The organism is Psychrobacter immobilis, assembly GCF_904846285.1.
Lineage (GTDB): Bacteria > Pseudomonadota > Gammaproteobacteria > Pseudomonadales > Moraxellaceae > Psychrobacter > Psychrobacter immobilis_D.
In genome coordinates, this window is sequence record NZ_CAJHAD010000004.1 from 124,893 (window position 1) to 146,993 (window position 22,101).

Below are 22,101 nucleotides of genomic sequence, written 5' to 3' on the forward strand. Positions count from 1 at the left end.
GGTTTGCTTGATAAGATGGTCGATATCTGGCTGTTTATGCTGACCATGATTAAACATAGCGTCATCCAGTAAACGGCGTTTGCTGCTGGTATCTGTCATCGGCTTAGTCGCTTTTCTCTCTAATACATCAGTCATAATGGTATCCATCTGTTTTAAAGTTTTGTTAAATGGGGGTGTTTTTTTTGCTATTAGCTGTGCGTTTGTTAGCCTTAAATTATCTGCTATGGTCTTTGCCACCGATAAAGCGTGCGGCGATATTTAAGAATAATACTGTCGCGGTAATGAGTAGCGCCGCCGCCCAAGCCAGTGCATGCCAGTTGTCATAAGGGCTCATGGCAAACTGATAAATCGTATTGGGTAAGTTGGCCATCGGTTGGCTCATATCGGTACTAAAGTATTGGTTGTTTAGCGCGGTAAATAGCAAGGGCGCGGTCTCACCGGTAATACGAGCAAAAGCAAGCAGCACACCGGTGGTCAGACCTGCTTTGGCGGCTTTCAGTGTCACGGTACTGACTAGCTTCCATTTTGGTGTGCCGAGTGCGTAAGCAGCTTCGCGCAGGGTATTAGGCACTAGGTTTAGCATATTTTCCGTCGTACGCACGACAATAGGAATCACAATCAGCGCCAATGCCAAAGCACCGGCCCAACCCGAAAAGCTCTGTCCTTTGACCATCAAGGCATAAATAAACAGACCAATCACGATGGAGGGGGCCGACAGTAAAATATCATTTAAAAATCGGGTGACTTTACCCAGCATACTGCCATGTGAAAACTCTGCTAAATAAATGCCAGCCATCATGCCGATTGGTGCACCAATCGCCAAGCCCGAAAAAGCCAACATCACTGAGCCAACAATGGCATTGCGTAGACCGCCTTCGCCCATCGGTGGCGGGGTATCTGCCATAAAGACAGGCATCTCAATTAAACCTTGAAAGCCTTCAACAAACAGCGTAATCAAAATCCAAATCAGCCAAAACAAACCAAATACAATCGCTGATAAGGCAAACCCAAGTCCCAATCTATTGATAAAACGGCGCTTGTTATACAGTCGCTTGTTGTAGCGATCTTCAAAGCGTACAGAAGGCTGGCTTGGCTGCGTAGTTTGAGTAGTGACTGGTGCTAAAGTCATGAAGTGTTTGTCCTTCTTAGGTCAAATAATGGCGGCAAATAGCGTGTTTTAGTTTGTTTAGGCTTGTTTTTATTTGCTTTGTTGGCTATTTAAAATAGGGTGTTTTTAATTGCCTGCTTTTTGGTCAATACGCATGAGCATCAGCTTAGATATTGATAGAACAATAAAGGTGATCACAAACAGTATTAACCCTAAATGTAGTAATGAGGCTAAATGCAACTCACTTGACGCTTCAGCAAATTCGTTGGCCAGCGCTGAAGTAATGGTCACCCCAGATGTGAATAGACTTGGGCTGATATTAAAGGCATTACCAATCAAGAAGGTAACGGCCATTGTTTCGCCAAGTGCTCGACCAAGACCTAAAATCACGCCACCAACCACGCCTGCTTTGGTATAAGGCAAGATGATTTTAAACATCACCTCCCACGTAGTGGCGCCCATGCCGTATGCGGATTCTTTTAGCAGGTCTGGCACCACAGAGAAAACATCGCGCATGGTGGCAGCAATAAAGGGAATAATCATAATCGCCAGTATTAACGAGGCAGTAAACATCCCCAATCCCATCGGGGCACCGGTAAAAACCTTACCAATAATAGGTAGAGGACCAATATTTTCAATAAACCAAGGCTGAATATGATCGCCAAAAAACGGTGCAAAGACAAACAAGCCCCACATGCCATAGATGATAGAAGGGATACCTGCCAGCAGCTCGATAGCAATTCCCAGTGGCTTTTTCAGAAAATTGGGGCAAAGTTCCGTTAGAAAGATAGCAATCCCAAAGCTGACTGGCACGGCAATACAGATAGCGATAAGAGAGGTGACCACCGTCCCATAAATGGGTGCAAGCGCACCGTATTGATCGTTCACCGTATCCCAGTTATTGCTGGTATAAAATCCCAAACCAAACTTAGTGATACTTGGCCACGCACCGACAATTAATGACAGCATGATGCCGCCAAGCGACAAGAGCACCAATATTGCAAATGCTTTGGTGGCATTGACAAAAACCGCGTCAAAGCGTTTTTGTTTTGCCAGTTGGGATTTTAGGTCTGCCATAAAAGCCTCTGTTGTTTATCGATCTAACGCTTCATTGTGTTGACGCTTATTGGTGTTCGCTGTAGCGTCTTACCGTAATAAACTGTTTACTCTAACGACGTATCATTAAATTCATTACGGCTAAGACGTCACCAAGCAAACACGCGTCTCAGTATTTGCTTGGTAACATTAGTTAGCTTGTTCTCAATTTGCTTCTTTTCGAATAACTAAGTTGCGAATTACTGTGCTGGGGTATAAACAGGCTTACCTTCGCTATTTACCACCTCGTTCCATTTCGCTTTAAATAAAGCCACGGCCGTATCAGAAAAAGGCACGTAATCGAGGCTCATCGCGTCATCATCGCCTTGGGTATAAGCCCAGTCAAAGAAGTTAAGGACGCCCGCCACTTGCTTGGCGTCTTTTGGTTGTTTATGGACTAAGATAAAGGTCGCAGCAGCGATAGGCCATGCTTGAGCTGTCTCAGAGTTAGTGATGACTTTATAAAAGCCTTCTTGCTTTGACCAATCGATGTCACCAGCGGCGGCGAACGTTTGCGCAGAGGGTTGAACGACATTGCCGGCAGCATTTTTCAGGGCAACGTGTGACATACCATTTTGCTTAGCATAGGCGTATTCGACATAGCCGATAGAGTTTTTCATACGATTCACATAGCTTGAAACGCCTTCGTTACCTTTACCACCAGCACCAGTTGCCGAGGTTGGCCATTTCACGGTTTTGTCGACGCCAACATTGTCTTTCCAGTCGTTTGAGACTTTGGCTAAGTAATCGGTAAAGTTAAAGGTTGTGCCCGAACCGTCTGAGCGGAATACCGTGGTAATGGCCGCGTCAGGAAGGGTTAAATCAGGATTCATGGCTGCGATGGCAGGGTCATTCCATTTGCTGATTTTGCCAAGATAGATGTCAGCTAGCATTTTTCCATCGAGCTTTAATTGACCAGGCGCAACGCCATCGATATTAACGACAGGAACCACGCCACCGATAACGGTTGGAAATTGAATCAGACCGGCTTCCTCTAATTCAGCTGGGGTCATCGGTGCATCGGACGCCCCAAAATCAACGGTTTTTGCGACGATTTGTTTGATACCACCCGATGAACCAATCGACTGATAATTCACTTGACCGCCTGTTGCTTTATTATAGGCATCTGACCATTTAGCATAGATAGGCTGCGGGAAAGAAGCGCCCGCGCCGGTAATGTTCATTGACACATTGTCTGTCGATTGAACGTTTGCGGTGTCGGTAGACGCGGTGGTTGATTGCGCCGAAGTAGCTGGCTCATTGCTTTCATTACTATTGGGGGTTTGATTACAAGCAGCTAAGGTAAAGGTACTCGCGACTGCTAAAGCCATTAATGAATAACGCATTATTTCTCCTAAAAAGTAATCAGATTTAAGTATGGGGCGTTTATGAATAACAATGTCGATGCCCAGTTTTTTAGTAATGTATTGCTAACGATGTTTGGTTAGCAATGTTTTGCTGCAAAGACGCTCGGTGGTCAATGAGCATATTGTGCCGAGCAAATATGACAGTTTGATGAAATAAGACATTTTTATGAAAAAAGTCGGTCAATTAAAGAAACAGCCCAATAGAGCGGTCATTTCAGCGGATTGCAGCTGATATCTAGAGCAAAATTCGTTATGATGAGCCGTTGGTTTTTTGGGGGAGTAAGGGTTTAAGGCTAAGTTTTTAAATTGACATTTTTAAATTGCAATGATTAAAAAGCCCTGTTTGAAGCGTCGTATTTAAATTACAGTGTTTGAGGCGCAGTGTTTAAGGCAAAGCATTTAAAGTATCGAGCTACTGTGTCATCAAACTGTCATAATTAAGCCGTTTAATGGGCAGGGGTTGATAAGTGCTTAGTATTTTTATTTTCTAATTTTTTGTCTTTCAATAATGAGGCGATGGTATGCGCAATGAGCAGATTTTGATTGTCGAAGATGAACCTGCAATTCGTGAGATGGTGGTAATGACGCTAGAGATGGCGGGCTTTGAGAGTTTACAAGCGGCTGACGTCGCAGAGGCGCATCAGCAAGTGGTTGACCACAGACCTGCTTTGATTTTGCTAGATTGGATGTTACCAGGCGATAAAAGCGGTATTGATTTTTGCCGCATGCTAAAAAGCGATGAGATGCTGGCTGAGATACCGGTGATTATGCTGACGGCTAAAAGTGAAGAGGATAGCAAGGTTCATGGGCTTGATGCGGGCGCTGATGACTATATGACCAAACCTTTTTCAACGCGTGAATTAATCTCCAGAATCAAAGCAGTGTTGCGTCGTAGTCGTGCACTTAGTAGCGATAAGCTAATTGAAATAGGCAAGCTTAGTCTCGATCCTAAAAGCCAACGCATCACCGCTGATAATAAAGTCATTGATATCGGTCCGACAGAATATCGATTGCTGGCATTTTTTATGAGTCATCCGGAGCGTGCTTATACGCGCACCCAGCTGCTAGATCAGGTCTGGGGCGGTAATGTCTATATCGAAGACCGCACGATTGATGTGCATATCAGACGCTTGCGCAAATTATTACATCCTTATGATTGCAGTGCCTTGATTCAAACGGTTCGCGGTACCGGTTATCGGTTTTCTAGTCTGGTCGAATAATGCTATCGATATTTAGAAAAATAGCCCATTATTTATAAGGCAGCGAAACAGCGGTAAGAACAATCAGTACTAAGAGTCATAAATATTTAAAATTATAAGAACTAAAAACCATAAGAACTAGGAACCATAAAAACTAAGAGTGATAATTGCTAAGCATCATACTGTTAATAGAGAAGAGAGAAAAACATGATAACGCCTAGGGACATAGAACAAGAGGACATAGAGCAATACTCCACCGATCAGCTTAAAAAAATCAGAAGTGCCTTACGCGCACTGCGAGATGCAGTTATCTTGTTAAATGACGATGATGGTTTGGAGTGGTGGAATCAGGCCGCCGAAGATTTATTATTGCTGCAGTCAGCGGATCATGGCAAAAGTATTTTTGATTTTATTAACGTCCCTGAGTTTCGGCAATACTATCAGACCATGGTGGCACCCAATGATGGTGTACATATGAAATCATGGCGCGACCCTAACCGTTATCTCAAGTGCGAGCTTACGCCTTTTGGCGATGAAAAACTGCTGATTATTTATGATGTGACCCGCTTACAACATCTAGAGCAAATGCGCCGCGACTTTGTTGCCAATGTCTCTCATGAGCTACGAACGCCACTGACCGTCCTAATGGGCTATTTGGAGAATTTTTCAGATCAGGAAGATGTGCCGCGGCAATGGCGACGCGGGTTTGAGCTAATGACGCAGCAGACTGCGCGTATGAATAGAGTGGTCAATGACTTATTGCTATTGTCTCGAATTGAAATCGAAGAAACACATGAGCTGCATTATATTGATATGACTAAGCTGCTCACTCATGTCTATGATGACGCGCAGGCTTATAACCAAGAATATGGCCATACGCTGCATTTACAGATAGACACCTATGATGGTCTATATGGCTCGGAGATGTATCTAAACAGTGCTTTATCCAATCTGGTGATCAATGCCATCAAATATACGCTAAAAGCAGGCAATATCATCATTAGTTGGGCGAAAACTGCAGAAGGCTGTCGGTTTGCCGTCACCGATGATGGTATCGGTATTGCGCCGGAGCATGTCGCGCGGTTGACCGAGCGTTTTTATCGAGTGGACAGCGGACGTAGTCGTGCGACCGGTGGCACAGGGCTGGGGCTGGCGATTGTAAAACATGTATTATATCAATATGATACCACTCTGCAGATTGAATCGTCAGAAGGCAAAGGCTCAATATTTAGCGCCGTTTTCCCCGCCACTCATATTCGATCTGCTCCTATGGACTAATATTAAACTCGTAGCCGTGAGCAGGATTTTTTAAAAACTACTGTCAATTATTAGGGCGTGTCCTCAATGCATTTTGCAATGAATGATAGTGCAGGCCAAGTAAAGCATAGACTTAAAATTACGAGCCAACTTCTCATAGCTGTTGCTTTTAGCTGCGTCCATAATCTATCGGTTAATGCTTGTCTAGTCATTTTTCTATATGCCTTATATCGTCTGAAATGTATGCTTTATTTTAGAAGATATATGCAGTTTTTCGAGTTAGGGGCATGCCCTAAAGACCAATGCGATTTTTGACGTTCGAGAATGTACGATTTTGCAGTGTTCTCTTAGTTTCTAGTTATACGCAAACTAATAATCAAATCAAGAATAAAGAAACAAACGCTATAATAAGCAACAAAAACTGATAAGAGAGTGTGGCATAAACTCCGTTACACTATGATGGACAACCTATTGAGTTTAGTATAAGTTTTTTTAACATCAGTCTTTAAATTTACAAAAAACCATTAAGGATAGATTATGCATATCACTGCAAATTTTGACGCAGGTAATATTGACGTTATTAGTCTAGAAGATAAAAAAGATATTCAATTGGCAATTCGCCCAGACGTTGGTGAAGAGTTTTTCCAGTGGTTTAACTTTCGTCTATCAGGTGAGATTGGCGAACAATATGTGCTCAATATTGTCAATGCAGGGCAGGCGTCCTATCTTGAAGGTTGGGAGGATTATCAAGCGGTTGCGTCTTATGATCGGGAGTATTGGTTCCGCTTGCCGACCTCTTATAAAGATGGCAAGTTAACCATAGTGGCAGAGCTTGAATGCGCCACCATTCAAATTGCGTATTTTGCCCCTTACAGTTATGAGCGTCATCAAGACTTATTGGCAGCTGTACAAACGCACCCATTGGTGACACTAGAGCATTTAGGCGAAACCCTTGATAAGCGCGATTTAACCTTAGTGAAAGTTGGTGATGGCGATGCTAAGAAGCGCAATATTTGGATCACGGCGCGTCAGCATCCAGGTGAAACAATGGCGGAGTGGCTAGTTGAGGGGTTGTTATATAGCCTACTAAATAGTGACAATGCCACGGCTAAGCTGTTATTAGATAAAGCGAATATCTATATTGTGCCGAATATGAACCCTGATGGTAGTGTGCGCGGACATCTGCGTACTAACGCCGTAGGCACTAACTTAAACCGCGAATGGTTGAATCCAAGCTTAGAGAAAAGCCCTGAGGTATTCCATGTCATCAATAAAATGGAAGAAACAGGCGTTGATCTATTTTATGATATGCACGGTGATGAAGCGCTGCCTTATGTGTTCTTAGCGGGCTCACAAGGAACGCCAAGTTATAATGACCGTCTTGCAGGTCTACGTGATAAATTTTCAGACGTCTTAAAATTAGCTAGTGCCGATTTTCAGTCTGAATTTGGTTATGACGTTGATGCGCCGGGCACCGCGAACATGACCATCGCCACCCACTGGGTGGCTGAACGTTTTGATTGCTTGGCCAATACTTTAGAGATGCCATTTAAAGACAATGCCAATCTTCCGTTTGAGGATACAGGCTGGTCACCAGAGCGTTCAATTAAGCTCGGCGAGGCCTCGTTAGTTGCGATGTTGGCGGTCGTGGATGAGTTGCGTTAGTGAATGATTGAAAGCAATATCAAGATTCAAGTGAAAATAATCATAGATATCGTTTTTGATAAAATATTAACCATTTAAAAATAGCGCCCATTCTAGGCGCTATTTTTGTTTCTCGTAATAAAGACAATAATCAATGACTGGTAGACATCATCTCTCATTAAGATTAGGTCTTAACTATATATGGTTACCATTTATAGTTGGTTTTGATCTGTGTTTCTAAAAACTTAGTTGCAACGCTATTATAAAGATCGCAATCTACTACACCTTTAGTGAAGTCAGTATCAGAGTCTTCTTGTACATCTTTTTGATAATAATAAGCATTATAAACTAAACCATTATATTGAACTGCTGCCTCGATTTCACCATTTTCATCGGTATATCTGACCGCTGTCAGCTCATTATTACGACCGACTTTTTCGTTGATTATATTAGTTACAGTATTATGTTTTCTTTGTTCATCAAGCCATTCGTTAATAGTAATATCTTCTCTAGAGGCTAAATCATAAAAAGTATAGTATGACTGAGAAGGTGTTTCTTGTAAGATATAACACTGCGAACCTGTAGGGAAAGCAACATTGCTTTGGAAGCCATCGTAACTTAAATCAGTATTAATACCAGTTTTTGCGTTGACAGCTAACTTTTTAACGCCGCTGAGATCTAACGTCTTGATATCATAAACTGCATCTATGGAGCGGTTATCGGTCTGAATTTTTAACTTAAAGGTGTCGCTATCAATAAAATTAACCTTATAGAATGAGTTGTCAAATCCATCTTTGACTTTTGCGAATGTCTTATCAGCGACGTAGTAGTCATGATGGCCTTCTTCATCGCCTATGCTAATTTGATAAGCATTATCAGAGCTGCCAACTACAGTAGAGGTGGTACGAGTCAAACCGTTGTTATTAATCTTAAATGTGATTTTACCCCAACCCTTTTTGTATAAACCATTTGAAACATCAGTAAACGAATCAAATGCTGTGTAGTTCAGCTCGTTATTAACTATGGGGCCAGTATTATTATCAGTAATGATGGTTGAGTCTGAATCATCACTTCCGCAGCCTGTTACTATTAAGGTGCTTGCTAATAAAATGCCTGTGTATAGCTTACTGACTTTCATATCTTTACCTATTGTTGATTCCTAGTAAGAAACGTAATAATAGGGAAAACTTTTTTAAATTGCAAAACAAAAATTCAGTATTAACACTGTTGCTATAGTAATGCGCTATTCTTAATAATAGACAGTATCTATATTGTCATGCCTAAAAAATATTAACACAGCCAAAATTTAATCATTAAATTAAGTGATATTTAAGAGCTTATCTTCATACGGATTTTAATGAATGGTAGGTTATTTAAAAGATGCAATTGAAAATGCCCAAGCTATTGTTAATGATAACAATATCAGAACAAAAGGTATTTTGTTAAATGAAAAAACTGGCCTATGAGACCAGTTTTTGATGGCTAAATGTCAAATATTTAAACGAGTAGGCTACTAAGTTTATAGGGTGCTCACTTTAAGCGTATCAGCCTTGAAAAGTACCGTATTCTTCATTTTGACCGACGATTTCAATATAGTCAGGATTCAAATCAGACAACTTTGCTGCACCTGTCAAAAGCATGGTCGACTTGAGGTCATTACTTAAGAAGTTAATGACTGACTCAACGCCCTGCGCGCCGCCCAATCCTAAACCATATAGCATCGGACGACCGACTGCTACGGCATCTGCACCCATCGCGATAGCACGAATAACATCAATACCTCGGCGAATACCACCATCTAAAATAACTGGAACACGTTTATTGACCGCTTTAACGATAGGCGGTAGTGCTGTGATACTGGCATGCACGCCATCGATTTGACGACCACCGTGGTTAGAAACCTGAATAGCATTAGCGCCAGCACGAATAAATCTATCGGCATCATCAGGACGCAAAACACCTTTCACGATCACAGGTAATCCTGTCAGCTTCTTAATAAATTGAATGTCAGCCGTAGTCAAAGATGTCTTTTGATCAAAGAAGTTACCAAAGCCCCCTTTTTTAGGATCATGATTACCAAAGTTGCGGTCAGGACGGAAAGGGCTACCCATGGCTTTAAAGGCATCCGGCTGTCCTGGACCTAGTGCATCAGCTGTCAAAATAATAGCGCTGTAGCCTGCCTCTTTAGCACGAGTAACGAGTGAGCGCGTGACTTGTAAATCATTATTCCAATAGAGCTGAAACCATTTTGGCCCCGTCGTTGCTTTGGCAATTTCTTCGAGCGTTGCATTAGATGCGCCCGATGAGCAATATAATGTGTTGGCAAGACCAGCACCGCGTGCGGTATCTTTTTTACCTTGGTCATGAACCATGGCGTGCGCGCCCATAGGAGCGACCATGATAGGCGACTGCATCTTTAAGCCTAGCAGTTGCGTAGAGATATCGATGTTGTCTTTGGTCAAGCCGGCCAAACGTTTGGCAGCAATATGGTAATCGGTAAAAGCGCGGCGGTTTTCGCGTAGCGTCCACTCGTCACCAGCGCCGCCCGATACAAACTCATAGCCCGCTTTTGGAATCACGCCGCATGCTTCGACTTCTGGGCGGTCTAGGCTAATCGCTTTTTAGTGAGTACGTCATTAACTGTTGGGGTACAAACAGCCTTTATTTTGAGCTTTGTCCTAGCAATTTGTGGACTGATTATGGCGTTTTTTTATTAAGTCATCAAAAGCTGATTGAAGTATGCTCAATTGTTCTCAAATTAAGAACTGTGTTTTGCTGTTATCTCTGTTTATAAGATTATTTATCACTGCATATAGTAATACTATAAGTTCAATTAAAAGATAGGAGTAGGACGATGAGTACTATAAATAACACCAATGAACCTCAAGACATCAATAATAAGCTCAGCCCATTGCAAAATCGTACGATTATGCAGCAACTACCTGGCATGCCAACTTCTGACGGCGCTGGAGTGAAATTAACTCGTATTATTGGTACGCCGCACTTAGATATGTTAGATCCTTTTTTGATGCTTGATTGTTTTGAGAGTGACGATGCTGATGATTATGTGGCTGGCTTCCCGACACATCCGCACCGTGGTTTTGAGACGGTGACTTATTTGCTCAATGGTCGTATGCGTCACAAGGACAATGCTGGTAATGAAGGGGTAATCGAGCCGGGCGGTGTACAGTGGATGACGGCTGGCAAAGGCATTTTGCATTCAGAGATGCCAGAGCAACAAGAGGGTTTGTTAAAGGGTTTTCAGTTGTGGGTTAACTTGCCTGCCAAAACCAAAATGAGTGAGCCTGGATATCAAGAGTTTTTGCCTGAATCAACGCCGCTTGAACAGCGTGATAATGGTATTGAAATTCGAGTGATTGCCGGTGAAACCAACCAAGGTACCGTTGGTCCAGTCATTAATGCTCATACTTATCCCACTTATATGGATGTCAGCTTACCTGCCAATACTACTTTCGATCAGACGCTAGTGAATGAGCATAGTGCTTTTATCTACGTGATAGAAGGTGAGGTTTCTGTTCAGAACTCTACAGGTAGTGCACAAGGCAAAGCCAATAATACTGTCAAAGTGAAAAACTTAGCGGTCCTAAGCAAAGGCGATAATATTACAGTGAGCAGCAATATTAATGGCGCACGGTTTTTGTTAATCGCTGGAAAACCGCTTAATGAGCCAGTGGCGCGTATGGGGCCTTTTGTGATGAATACTCAGACAGAAATACGTCAAGCGGTTGAAGATTTCCACAGCGGTAAATTTGGACAACCTGCGTAACGTACCTTTTTAAAAGTCCTTTATAAATAATACAAGCCCGTTGACATCGTATCAGCGGGATTTTTTTGATGGATATTAATGATTTTGGCATTGAAATTAATAGACCAAATACCTGAATTTAACAGTATTACTAAGAAACCCGCTAGCTCTAAGGTGGTAGGGCAAATGCGTGCTTGAGTTTTATAGTATAATGGAGAATCCATGTCAGATAGCTCATGGTCAGCCTTTACTTTTATGCTTGCACTTCTAAGCCTGTACTTCTAGGTTTGCTTATAAAGAAGGATGGTATGAAAAACAGCTTATCAAAATTGACAGATGGTTTTCATCATCTAAAACGTGGTCAAATTGCCATGACTAACTAATAGCTAATAATCATTAACTGTGTTTTCTTAAAAACACGAAAGAAAAATACTAAGTATTCAAACGACTGCTTTTTATACCACCACACGTCTCATTAAGAAGATTTAATTATGCCAAACGAACGTCCTTTATATATCCCTTTTGCTGGACCAATATTATTAGAGATGCCTTTATTGAATAAGGGTAGCGCTTTTACCTCGGATGAGCGTGATAGCTTTAATTTAACCGGTTTATTACCGTACAACATCGAGACCATCGAGGAGCAATCATTACGCGCTTATCATCAGCTTAGCTCCTTTAGCAGTGATATGGATAAGCATATTTATTTGCGTAATATCCAAGATACCAATGAGACCTTGTTTCATCATTTGATTGAGCAGCATATCGAGGAAGTGATGCCGCTCATCTATACCCCAACGGTCGGGCAAGCTTGCGAACAATTCTCCAAAATTTATCGCCGTAAACGTGGTTTGTTTATCTCTTATCCTGAGCGTCATAAAATTGATGACATTTTGCAAAATGCCACCAAACAAAAGGTAAGAGTAATCGTAGTAACCGATGGTGAACGCATATTGGGCTTAGGTGACCAAGGTATTGGTGGCATGGGCATCCCGATTGGTAAATTATCTTTATATACGGCTTGTGGCGGCATCAGCCCAGCTTATTGTTTACCGATTCTATTAGATGTGGGCACCAACAATAAACAACTGCTTGACGATCCTATGTACATGGGCTGGAGAAATCCGCGTATCTCTGGGGCTGAATACGATGAGTTTTTAGATTTATTTATTCAAGGGGTCAAACGTCGTTGGCCAGAGGTGCTGTTGCAATTTGAAGATTTTGCACAGGAAAATGCGACCCCATTATTAAATAGATATCGTGACGAATTGTGCTGCTTCAATGATGACATTCAAGGTACCGCGGCGGTTTCAGTCGGCACATTGATTGCGGCCTGTTTAAACAAAGGTGAAAAACTCAGTCAACAAAGAATCGCGTTTTTGGGTGCAGGGTCAGCGGGCTGTGGTATTGCTGAACATATTATTCGCCAAATGCAGCGTGAAGGCTTGAGTGAGGCACAGGCGCGTAGCCAAGTATTTATGGTGGATCGTTATGGTTTGCTTACCGATAGCATGACAGAGTTGCAAAAATTCCAAGTACCGTTGGTCCAAAAAGAATCCGCGCTTGCAGCATGGGATAAGAGTCAAAAGCTCGGTTTGGCGCAAGTGGTTAAACAAGGGAAAGTCACCGTATTGTTTGGTGTCAGTGGGCAAAAAGGTTTGTTTACCCAAGAGGTGATTGAAACCTTATGTGTTAATACGGAACATCCCATTGTATTGCCGCTTTCAAACCCAACCTCTCGCGTTGAAGCAACGCCTCAGGAAGTGACCAATTGGAGCAAGGGAAAAGCCATTATTGCAACGGGCAGTCCTTTTCCTGACACTACTTTTGAAGGACAAACTTTTGAAGTGTCTCAATGTAATAACAGCTATATATTCCCAGGCATTGGCCTAGGTGTATTAGCAGCACGTGCGACGGGTATCAGCGATAATATGTTAATGGCGGCAAGCCAAGCACTGGCGGATATATCAGTGAAATATGTAAAAGCTCCGGGCGCAATATTACCGCCAATTAGAGTGATTAGAGAGATCAGTGAAGAGATAGCTTATGCCGTTGCATTACAAGCGGTTGAAGATAAATTGGCCTTACCTATAACGATAGAAAATTTAGAACGTCGTTTAAAAGCCAACTTCTGGTTACCTAAATACCGTAATTATCGTCGTACGTCCTTTTAGTTTTCAAAAGTACCGATAAAAAAGCGTTAAAAATAAAAACCTCTTAAATCGCTGCTAAAGTGGGTTTTAAGAGGTTTTTTTGTATTTAGCATTTGTCTTAATTTATTTGTGGCAAAGGTTAACTTATAAAGTAACGCTCTGTTTAAAGCCTTCTAACTACTGATCTACCTACTTAAAGGCTTCTACGTTATATAAAAATGGCGAGTAGGGGTTTGTACGATTGTAACGAACGAATAATTGATCACGATAAATAAACCCCATTATACTTGCTGATCTAAGGTAATAACCGCCTGTTTTAACCAAGTACCTGCCTTACCTAACGGCTTTTCTTTATGCCAAATCAGCTCAACCGCAACCGGCCAGCTATGCTTATCAAAATCAAGCTTTGGTGATACCAAAGAGCCATCCTTTAACGCATCAACGATAATATGCTCAGGCACCAACGCCCAACCAAGATTACGCTGGACAAGCTCAATAATCACCCACTGACTCTCAACCCACCATACATCGGCGGCCACCCGTAGACGTGATTTTTCTTTACTTTCATTGCGCGTCGCGACAATGAGCTGACGGTATCTTTTTAAGTCCTCCCAGCTGACCACTTTGTTTGCTATTTCATGTTCAGGCGCACAAACCATCTTAAGCGGAATCCAGCCTAAGGTATGAAAACTAATGGCCGATGGCAAATCCTCTTGGCTCCACATAATGCCCAAATCCGCGCGCTTTTCCAAAATTAAGCGACTGACATCTTCCATGATGGGCAGCAATAGCTCTAACTCCACAGTTGGAAACAAGTTATCAAACTCATCGAGCAATCGCGCCAGCCATTCTGATGGATAAAGGTCATCGACTGCCAGCACCAAACGGCTTTCGACACCTTCACTTAAGCTTTTGGCCACCCCAAAGAAATGCTCGCAGCGCTCCAGTATTAAATAAGCTTCAGCTAGCAGCCGTTTACCTTCCTCGGTTAATTCAGGATAGCGACTATTTCGAGTAAACAAGACGTTGTCCAAGTCGATTTCTAAATTTGCCACCGCCGCACTAACCGATGATTGTGCTTTGCCAAGCCGCCGTCCTGCTGCCGAAAACGAGCCCGTTTCTACCGTTGCCACAAATGCTTGCAGCTGCTCTAAAGAAAAGTTCATGTATCGGTTTTTCCTATAGACAGTAACTTTGATCTATTAGTTTAACAGATACAATAGAGTCAACTAAGTACTATGAATGTATATTCTATAAGGATTAATGATGCGAACTCATAGAGATCGTATACGTCACGCTGTTGGATTTGAAATAATTGCATTAATATTATCCATTCCCATTATGAGCTTCTTTTTTAGTTTTGATATTAAAGATATCGGTGTTATTGCCATCGTAGGCTCTATCATGGCGACTATATGGAACTACGGTTTCAATATTGTCTTTGATAAAGGAATGGTGAGGTTTAAACGCAGTACATTTAAGACGCCAGCAATAAGGGTGCTGCATGTACTGCTATTTGAGAGTGGTCTGCTAATGCTGTATCTACCAATGGTGGCTTGGTATCTCGGCATTAGTCTATGGCAAGCTTTCATCATGGATGCGTCATTAGTAGGGTTTTACCTATTTTATAACCTCTCTTACAACTGGGCTTACGACAAGATTTTCCCGATACAATATTTTAAATATGTAGAAAACAAAGCGGTTTATTTATAAGTTGAGCTAACCATTCGTTAAGTGATATCTGATCTTGATAGCTACTATAAATTAGCAACGTCATTGATATTTATAACAATAAATAAAGTTAACGCTGATATTGTTTTTTAGTCTGGTATTTTTTTAACCTTGTATTTTTTAAGATTTGCATTTTAGATTAGCTTTTAGGAATATGTAGCTTATAACCAACGCCGATTTCAGTGAAAAAATAATTGGGTCTAGAAGGATTGTCTTCTAGTTTTTGGCGTAAATTTGACATAAATATGCGCACATAGTGCTCTTGGTGGTTGTGACCTTTACCCCAGACTTCATTCAGCAGTTGCTGATGCGTCATGACCTTTTCGGCGTTTTTAATCAGTACGGTCAGTAAGCGATATTCAATCGGCGTTAAATGAATGTCTTCGCCATTTTTCTTGACGTGCCGTTGTGCCAAATCAATACTGACATTGCCTAATGCTAATACAACCGGTGCCTCATAACCGGCTTGCCAGCGGCGCATCTGGGCGTTGACCCTAGCAATTAGCTCGCCCATGCTAAAGGGTTTTACCAAATAATCATCGGCACCTAAATTTAAAGCTTTGATTTTATCTTGCTCGTCACTGCGAGCCGACAGTACTAAGATAGGCAATGACGACCAAGCTCTAATATCTGAGATGACATCGCAACCATCCGCATCTGGGAGACCTAGGTCTAATATCAATAGGTCTGGGCGGCGAGAAGCCGCTTCAATCAGCCCGCGTTGCGAGCTATCGGCAGCGTAGACTTGGTAGCCTTCTTGCTCCATCGCTGATTTGATAAATCTTGCGATATGGGCTTCGTCTTCAATGATTAAGATGGTTTTCATAGTAGGGTATTTGCTACTTATAGGGGAAGCTTGAGGCAGTAATGAGGTAATGAAATAATGATTGTGCCCAAGGTTCTAACAATGTTGGAGAGACTGATTTTATAAGCTTTCGGAGCTAGTAGTTGTGTTTGTGGTTATGTTTGCAACTATATTTGTATCTATGCTTTCATCTATCTGAGTCATATTTGATGTGAATTTATCATCAAATATATCTAGATTTTCTAAAGGCTGCCACGGTAGAACTATAACAAATTGTGCGCCGTGCGGTTGTATATTGCTCGCGCTAAGCGTGCCGCCTAAGTGCTGGACCAAGTCTCTACTGAGCGACAGCCCCAATCCGAGTCCTGTTGTATTACTTTCACTATCACCGCGGGTAAAACGTTCAAATATTTGCGCTTCCATCCCTACTGGCAGCCCTTGACCGTTGTCGGTTACTGTTATTTGGTAGCTTTGCATTGTTTTGTTGTTTTGCACGGTTTTATTATTTTGTACGGCTTTGTGATTTGGCAGGTTTTGAGCAGTGTTCTGATTAGTGAGGGTCGCTTCAATAGTGATAGATGCATTGTTTGGAGTGTAATTAATGGCATTGGTCAGCAGATTATTTAAAATACGCGCCAAAATTAATTCATCGGTATAAATAAAATCGACAGCACTGGCCACGTCTATCTTAACTTGTCGATTCTGTAGATACGGTTCAAGTTGGCGTATATTACTACCGATAATCTCCTCCAAGCTTACCCATTGCTTATTGAGTTTCATACCGCCGGATTGCAGCGCTACATAATCTAAGATATTGATGACCAAACGCTGAATGACATTGGCTTGCTGTTCGATATCGATAGCCAGCTGCTTTTGTTCAGCAGGTGCTAGATTTTGGCTGGCAAGATAAGCGGCCAATCCTGATAGCACGGTAATGGGAGTGCGAATATCATGAGATAGCGCGGATAACAGCGAGCCGCGCAGACGTTCTGACTCTACTTTGATAAGGGCATTTTGTGCGACTTTGGCGTAATAAACGCGCTCTAAAGCTAAAGTAATCTGAGCAATCGCGACATCGAGGGTACGTTGTTGTTCTGGTTGATTAAAGTTATCGATGTCGGTTGGCATCAGTGCCAATACAGCCAGTACCTGACTTGAGGTTGCAAGCGCCCGATAGTGCATAGGGTTGGCGGCCAGCGTATGCGTCGCTAGACCCGCGCTTTCTTTATGATCAAATACCCATTGGGTCACATTCCAATTAAACTCTGAAGGAATACTCGATTCTGAGACGACAGTCAATTTACCGTCAGCATTGGGCATCGCTATGAGCGCTTTACTAGCGATATGCTTAGTTAGCCAAATAATAGCTTGGTTGATGATTTCTTCATTTTTGCGCGCTGCACTGAGGCTTTGTGCCAAATGACTCATAGAGATCGCTTGTTGCTCACGTCTACGGGCATTTTGCGCCTGAAAGCGCAGCCCAACCGCTAAGTTATTGATAATCAATGAGACGACAATCATCACTGCAAAGGTGACTAAGTACTGGACATCGCTAACACTAAAAGAAAGCTTAGGGTCCACAAAAAACAAGTCAAAGCTGATGACACTTAAGAGCGCTGCAAAGATACCAGGGGCACGCCCAAAACGAACCGATATGAACACAATGACCAACAAATACAGCATCACTACATTGGCTAAATCAAACCAGCGAGTGAGGGCGACTAGGCTGACAGTGACGAGCGTACAACCTAGAACGGCCATCAGATAACCGATGCGATTGTCCTTAGAAGCTAGGGCAGCCATATCCCAAGTAGGCAGTTGTCGTTTGCTAGGGGTGTTTTTTGTCTGTTTGGCTTGATTGACGAGTATCAAGTCTAAATTGATATCCTGCTGTGAGATTTGCTTGACCAATGATTGATCATAATAAAACCTAGAGTGATTTTGCCCGACAATAATACGCCCAATATTAAATTGATGGGCGTAACTGACCAAGCCTTCAGCAACGCTAATGGCGCTGATGATTTCTGTCTTAGCGCCCAACTCATCTGCTAAGCGTAATGCCTCTAAAATGCTTTGCTTATTTTTGGACAGCTCATAGGCATTTCGCGGCGTTTCGACATAGATGACATACCACTGCGAGTGTAAGCTGCTGGCAAGTCTGGCGGCATGACGAATAAGGCGCTCGCTATGCGCGCGCGTACTGATACCCACCAATAACTGATCGGTGGTATTCCAGATGGATGAAATACGCGATTGATTGCGATAATCTCGCATATCGGCATCGACTAGGTCAGCAGTTCGACGCAATGCCAGCTCGCGTAGGGCAATCAGATTGCCCTTTCGAAAGAAGTTTTCTATCGCGTGCTTGGCTTGGCTTGGGATATAGACTTTGCCGTCATGCAGTCGAGCCAATAGCTCATCGGCTGGCAGGTCGACCAATACCACCTCATTTGCCTGATCAAAGAACCAATCGGGGATGGTTTCTTGTACTACCACCCCGGTGATTTGATTGACCACATCATTCAGGCTTTCTAAATGCTGAACATTAACTGTGGTATAGACGCTGATACCTGCCTTTAATAGCTCCTCAACGTCATGCCAGCGCTTTGGGTGTCTGGAGCCTGGGATATTGCTATGCGCCAGCTCATCAACCAATAAAATATCTGGATGCCGCGCCAAAGCACCATCAATATCAAACTCCGCCAAGGTTTGCTCTCGATACTCAACCTGACGTAACGGCAGTATTGTCAATCCATCTAATAATGCTGCTGTCTCACTGCGTCCATGAGTTTCTACGATGCCGACTAAGACATCCAGTCCATGTGCTTGGTCTCGATGGGCGGCAGAGAGCATATCATAGGTCTTGCCAACGCCTGCTGATGACCCAAAGAAGATTTTTAGTTTACCTCTGCTGCGCGTATTTTCTTGCTGCTTTATCTGCTGCAGTAAATCTTCTGGATTGGGGCGCTGCTCACTCATGCTGATGCTCACTGCTGATTAATGGGTTGACTCAGTTAACGACTGCCATCTCATCTAAGGCTAAGTTGACCGCCAATACATTCACGCGCGGTTCGCCGAACAGATTGAATTGTCGCGCTTCTGTATGCTCATCGATGGCTGTTTGGACTTGTTCAGCGCTGATGCCACGTATACGTGCCACTCTGCTGACTTGCCATTCGGCTGCCGCTGGTGAGATGTGCGGGTCTAAACCACTGCCTGACATCGTGACCAAATCAAGAGGGATAGGCGCGGTGTTTTGTGGATCAGCGGCTTTTAGTCGTTGTACTTGTGCATCGACAGCAGTCACTAATTCAGGATTTAAAGGTCCCAAATTACTCCCCGAAGATTGCGCGGCATCATAACCGTCTCCCGCTGCTGATGGACGCGTCCATAGGTATTCTGGCTGATCAAAGCGCTGACCGATAAGCGCAGAGCCTACCAAGCTGCCATTGTGTTCTATCAAGCTGCCATTGGCTTTATCCGCCATGGTCACTTGGGCAATGCCGGTCATTAATAAGGGGTAGCATAAACCTAAAATGAGTGCCAAGGCTATAAATAATGATAGCGCAGGTTTGAGCATGGGCATACGGGCAGTACTATTGTCCAATGCAGAATTGTCCGATGCAGAAAGATTTGTCTCATCCGCCTTTTTTTCATCCGCCTGGTGGTATTTAGAGTCAACAGGAACAGATTGTATAGCGTTGTTAGATTGCACAGAGTTATTAAGTGGCGTAGATTTATTAGGTTGCATAGTCGTCATCCGTATCGTTGGTTATACCAAGTGCAAGGCATTAATGAGCATGTCGATTACTTTGATACCGACAAAGGGAAGAATGAGTCCACCCAAGCCGTATATCAGCAAGTTGCGGCGCAATAGATTGATGGCAGAATCAGGTCTATAAGTCACGCCGCGCAGCGCCAGTGGAATGAGAAACACAATAATCAACGCATTAAAGATAATAGCCGATAAAATCGCGCTTTGAGGGCTGCCTAGTCGCATAATGTCCAATACCCCAAGCGTAGGGTAGGTGCTGGCAAAGGCGGCTGGAATAATGGCAAAGTACTTGGCGATATCGTTTGCTAAGCTAAATGTCGTCAGTGCGCCGCGAGTCATGAGCATCTGCTTGCCGGTTTGCACCACTTCAATCAGCTTGGTCGGATTTGAGTCCAAATCGACCATGTTGGCGGCTTCTTTAGCCGCTTGAGTACCACTATTCATAGCGACAGCCACATCTGCTTGCGCCAGTGCCGGTGCATCATTGGTGCCATCGCCGGTCATGGCGACTAGTTTACCTTGACGCTGATAGCTGCGTATTCTTTCAAGCTTTTGCTCAGGGGTTGCCTCCGCCATAAAATCATCGACGCCTGCTTCGGCAGCAATGGCCGCCGCTGTCAGAGGATTATCGCCCGTAATCATCACGGTGGTAATGCCCATCTTGCGCAGCTCGGCAAAGCGCTCTTTTATGCCGGATTTGACCACGTCTTTAAGCTCGATGACGCCGAGCAACTGCTGGCTATCGGCGACCAGTAGCGGTGTACTACCACGGCGCGCGACTTCCTCTACTTGTTGCTGTAGGTTAGTAGGTAAGATGCCGCCTTGTGCTTCTACCCATTTTACGATGGCATCAAACGCCCCCTTACGGATATGGCGCTGATCAATATCGGTGCCACTCATACGTGTTTGCGCGGTAAATTCGATGGTGTCAAACGGCTTTGCTTTCCATGTATTTTCATCAATATCAAATCGGTTTTGGGCAAGCTTGACGATACTGCGACCTTCTGGCGTTTCATCGGTCAATGAGCTGATCAGCGCCACTTCCGCAAGCTGATTTTCTGTCACTCCGTTTGCGGGTATAAATTGTGACGCTTGTCGATTGCCATAGGTAATCGTGCCAGTCTTATCAAGTAGCAAAACATCAACGTCGCCTGCCGCTTCTACCGCGCGCCCAGAAGTCGCGATGACATTGGCCTGCATCATACGACTCATGCCCGCCACGCCAATTGCTGACAATAGACCGCCAATCGTCGTCGGTATCAAGCAGACCAACAGCGCCACTAAGACCACAATCGATATCGGCTCGCCATTGCCCGAAGACAGTACGGCAAACTGTGAAAAAGGCAATAAGGTCACACATACCAGTAAAAATATCAGCGTTAGCGCCACCAACAAAATGGTCAACGCTATCTCATTTGGCGTTTTAGTGCGTTTGGCGCCTTCTACCAAGGCAATCATACGATCTAAAAACCCTTGTCCGGGAGCTTGGGTGATACGTATCATTAACCAGTCAGATAACACCTTAGTGCCACCTGTCACCGCATTGAAATCGCCACCACTTTCACGAATCACCGGTGCAGACTCGCCGGTGATTGCAGATTCGTCAACGGAGGCTAAACCTTCTATGACTTCGCCGTCAGCAGGAATAATCTCGCCCGCATTGACCAGAACGATATCATCTTGCTTAAGCTCTGTTGCCTGAATCATAGTCGGCACAGAATGCCTATCAGTGCCGGCAAGCCTGCGAGCTTGCACGTCTTGACGTGCCTGTTTTAGACTGGCGGCTTGGGCTTTGCTACGTCCTTCGGCTAACGCTTCTGCAAAGTTTGCAAACAACAGGGTAAACCATAACCAAAAAGTAATAGATAGGGTGAAAACAATGCCAGCTTGCCCTTGAATCAACATCGTAATCGCTAAGATACTGGTCAGTAGCGAGCCGACATAAACCACAAACATCACCGGATTGCGCCATTGCACTCTGGGATCAAGCTTAAGTAAAGCGTCTTTTAGGGCGGGCTTGATCAAAGCAGGGTCAAGGAGGCCTTGCGCTAGTTTTTCGGGTAAGTTTGAATGATTGGGGTCTTGCTGCGACTGCAAATTTGCAGCCTGTGTATTAGTGTCTGATAAAACGCTCATGTTTGTATTCCTCACATAATCATAAAATGGGTCGATTCACTATTGGGTAGTGAGTCACGTTATTA

The 22,101-nt window shown here is 43.5% G+C and carries 17 protein-coding genes; 6 read left to right on the forward strand and 11 right to left on the reverse strand.

Annotation, left to right across the window (positions count from 1 at the left end; genetic code table 11):
• Positions 1-214: 214 nt before the first annotated feature.
• The 3 genes from pstA to pstS form a co-directional block, all read right to left on the reverse strand.
• Entirely contained in the window at positions 215-1,129 is a 915-nt protein-coding gene (pstA, locus tag JMX13_RS04295) for a phosphate ABC transporter permease PstA (protein WP_102076463.1), read from the reverse strand.
• Positions 1,130-1,234: 105 nt separating this feature from the next.
• Positions 1,235-2,185 carry a phosphate ABC transporter permease subunit PstC gene (gene pstC, locus JMX13_RS04300; RefSeq protein WP_201609938.1) on the reverse strand — a complete coding sequence of 317 codons (951 nt, stop codon included), beginning with the start codon at positions 2,183-2,185 and terminating at the stop codon, positions 1,235-1,237.
• Positions 2,186-2,403: 218 nt separating this feature from the next.
• A complete protein-coding gene (pstS, locus tag JMX13_RS04305; RefSeq protein ID WP_201609940.1) occupies positions 2,404-3,549 on the reverse strand; it encodes a phosphate ABC transporter substrate-binding protein PstS in 1,146 nt (381 codons plus the stop codon).
• 542 nt (positions 3,550-4,091) lie between these two features.
• Here pstS and phoB point away from each other — a divergent pair.
• The 3 genes from phoB to JMX13_RS04320 all read left to right on the forward strand — a co-directional run bounded on the left by phoB (position 4,092) and on the right by JMX13_RS04320 (position 7,691).
• Positions 4,092-4,790: a phosphate regulon transcriptional regulator PhoB gene (gene phoB, locus JMX13_RS04310; protein ID WP_201609942.1), complete on the forward strand. Its 699-nt coding sequence runs from the start codon at positions 4,092-4,094 to the stop codon at positions 4,788-4,790.
• Positions 4,791-4,976: 186 nt separating this feature from the next.
• On the forward strand, positions 4,977-6,047 hold the full coding sequence (gene phoR, locus JMX13_RS04315) for a phosphate regulon sensor histidine kinase PhoR (protein WP_201609943.1): 1,071 nt from the start codon (positions 4,977-4,979) through the stop codon (positions 6,045-6,047).
• Between the two features lie 516 nt (positions 6,048-6,563).
• Positions 6,564-7,691: a M14-type cytosolic carboxypeptidase gene (locus JMX13_RS04320; RefSeq protein WP_201609944.1), complete on the forward strand. Its 1,128-nt coding sequence runs from the start codon at positions 6,564-6,566 to the stop codon at positions 7,689-7,691.
• Positions 7,692-7,875: 184 nt separating this feature from the next.
• Here JMX13_RS04320 and JMX13_RS04325 read toward each other — a convergent pair whose 3' ends face one another.
• The gene (locus JMX13_RS04325; protein ID WP_201609945.1) at positions 7,876-8,808 is read right to left on the reverse strand and encodes a hypothetical protein; all 933 of its coding nucleotides are present in this window, start codon (positions 8,806-8,808) and stop codon (positions 7,876-7,878) included.
• A gap of 406 nt (positions 8,809-9,214) precedes the next feature.
• Complete coding sequence (locus JMX13_RS04330) at positions 9,215-10,249, reverse strand: alpha-hydroxy-acid oxidizing protein (RefSeq protein ID WP_201609950.1); 1,035 nt, start codon at positions 10,247-10,249, stop codon at positions 9,215-9,217.
• Between the two features lie 275 nt (positions 10,250-10,524).
• On the opposite strand from JMX13_RS04330, the gene JMX13_RS04335 reads away from it, so the two are divergent.
• Positions 10,525-11,457, forward strand: a complete 933-nt coding sequence (locus JMX13_RS04335; RefSeq protein ID WP_265088390.1) for a pirin family protein — start codon at positions 10,525-10,527, stop codon at positions 11,455-11,457.
• A 20-nt stretch (positions 11,458-11,477) separates the two neighbouring features.
• On the opposite strand, the gene JMX13_RS04340 is transcribed toward JMX13_RS04335, so the two are convergent.
• Positions 11,478-11,660: a hypothetical protein gene (locus JMX13_RS04340; protein ID WP_201609952.1), complete on the reverse strand. Its 183-nt coding sequence runs from the start codon at positions 11,658-11,660 to the stop codon at positions 11,478-11,480.
• A 267-nt stretch (positions 11,661-11,927) separates the two neighbouring features.
• On the opposite strand from JMX13_RS04340, the gene JMX13_RS04345 reads away from it, so the two are divergent.
• A complete protein-coding gene (locus JMX13_RS04345; protein WP_201542963.1) occupies positions 11,928-13,610 on the forward strand; it encodes an NAD-dependent malic enzyme in 1,683 nt (560 codons plus the stop codon).
• A gap of 260 nt (positions 13,611-13,870) precedes the next feature.
• Here JMX13_RS04345 and JMX13_RS04350 read toward each other — a convergent pair whose 3' ends face one another.
• Positions 13,871-14,755, reverse strand: coding sequence for a LysR family transcriptional regulator (locus JMX13_RS04350; RefSeq protein ID WP_201542962.1), 885 nt, complete (start codon positions 14,753-14,755; stop codon positions 13,871-13,873).
• 100 nt (positions 14,756-14,855) lie between these two features.
• Between JMX13_RS04350 and JMX13_RS04355 the strand changes: the two genes are divergently transcribed.
• Entirely contained in the window at positions 14,856-15,302 is a 447-nt protein-coding gene (locus tag JMX13_RS04355) for a PACE efflux transporter (protein ID WP_201542961.1), read from the forward strand.
• A 157-nt stretch (positions 15,303-15,459) separates the two neighbouring features.
• On the opposite strand, the gene JMX13_RS04360 is transcribed toward JMX13_RS04355, so the two are convergent.
• The 4 genes from JMX13_RS04360 to kdpB form a co-directional block, all read right to left on the reverse strand.
• The gene (locus JMX13_RS04360; protein ID WP_201609960.1) at positions 15,460-16,146 is read right to left on the reverse strand and encodes a response regulator; all 687 of its coding nucleotides are present in this window, start codon (positions 16,144-16,146) and stop codon (positions 15,460-15,462) included.
• A 99-nt stretch (positions 16,147-16,245) separates the two neighbouring features.
• Entirely contained in the window at positions 16,246-19,104 is a 2,859-nt protein-coding gene (locus JMX13_RS04365) for a DUF4118 domain-containing protein (RefSeq protein ID WP_201609967.1), read from the reverse strand.
• Positions 19,105-19,135: 31 nt separating this feature from the next.
• Positions 19,136-19,876, reverse strand: a complete 741-nt coding sequence (gene kdpC, locus JMX13_RS04370) for a potassium-transporting ATPase subunit KdpC (protein ID WP_201609977.1) — start codon at positions 19,874-19,876, stop codon at positions 19,136-19,138.
• A 21-nt stretch (positions 19,877-19,897) separates the two neighbouring features.
• Complete coding sequence (kdpB, locus tag JMX13_RS04375) at positions 19,898-22,036, reverse strand: potassium-transporting ATPase subunit KdpB (RefSeq protein WP_227686213.1); 2,139 nt, start codon at positions 22,034-22,036, stop codon at positions 19,898-19,900.
• Between the last annotated feature and the right edge of the window lie 65 nt (positions 22,037-22,101).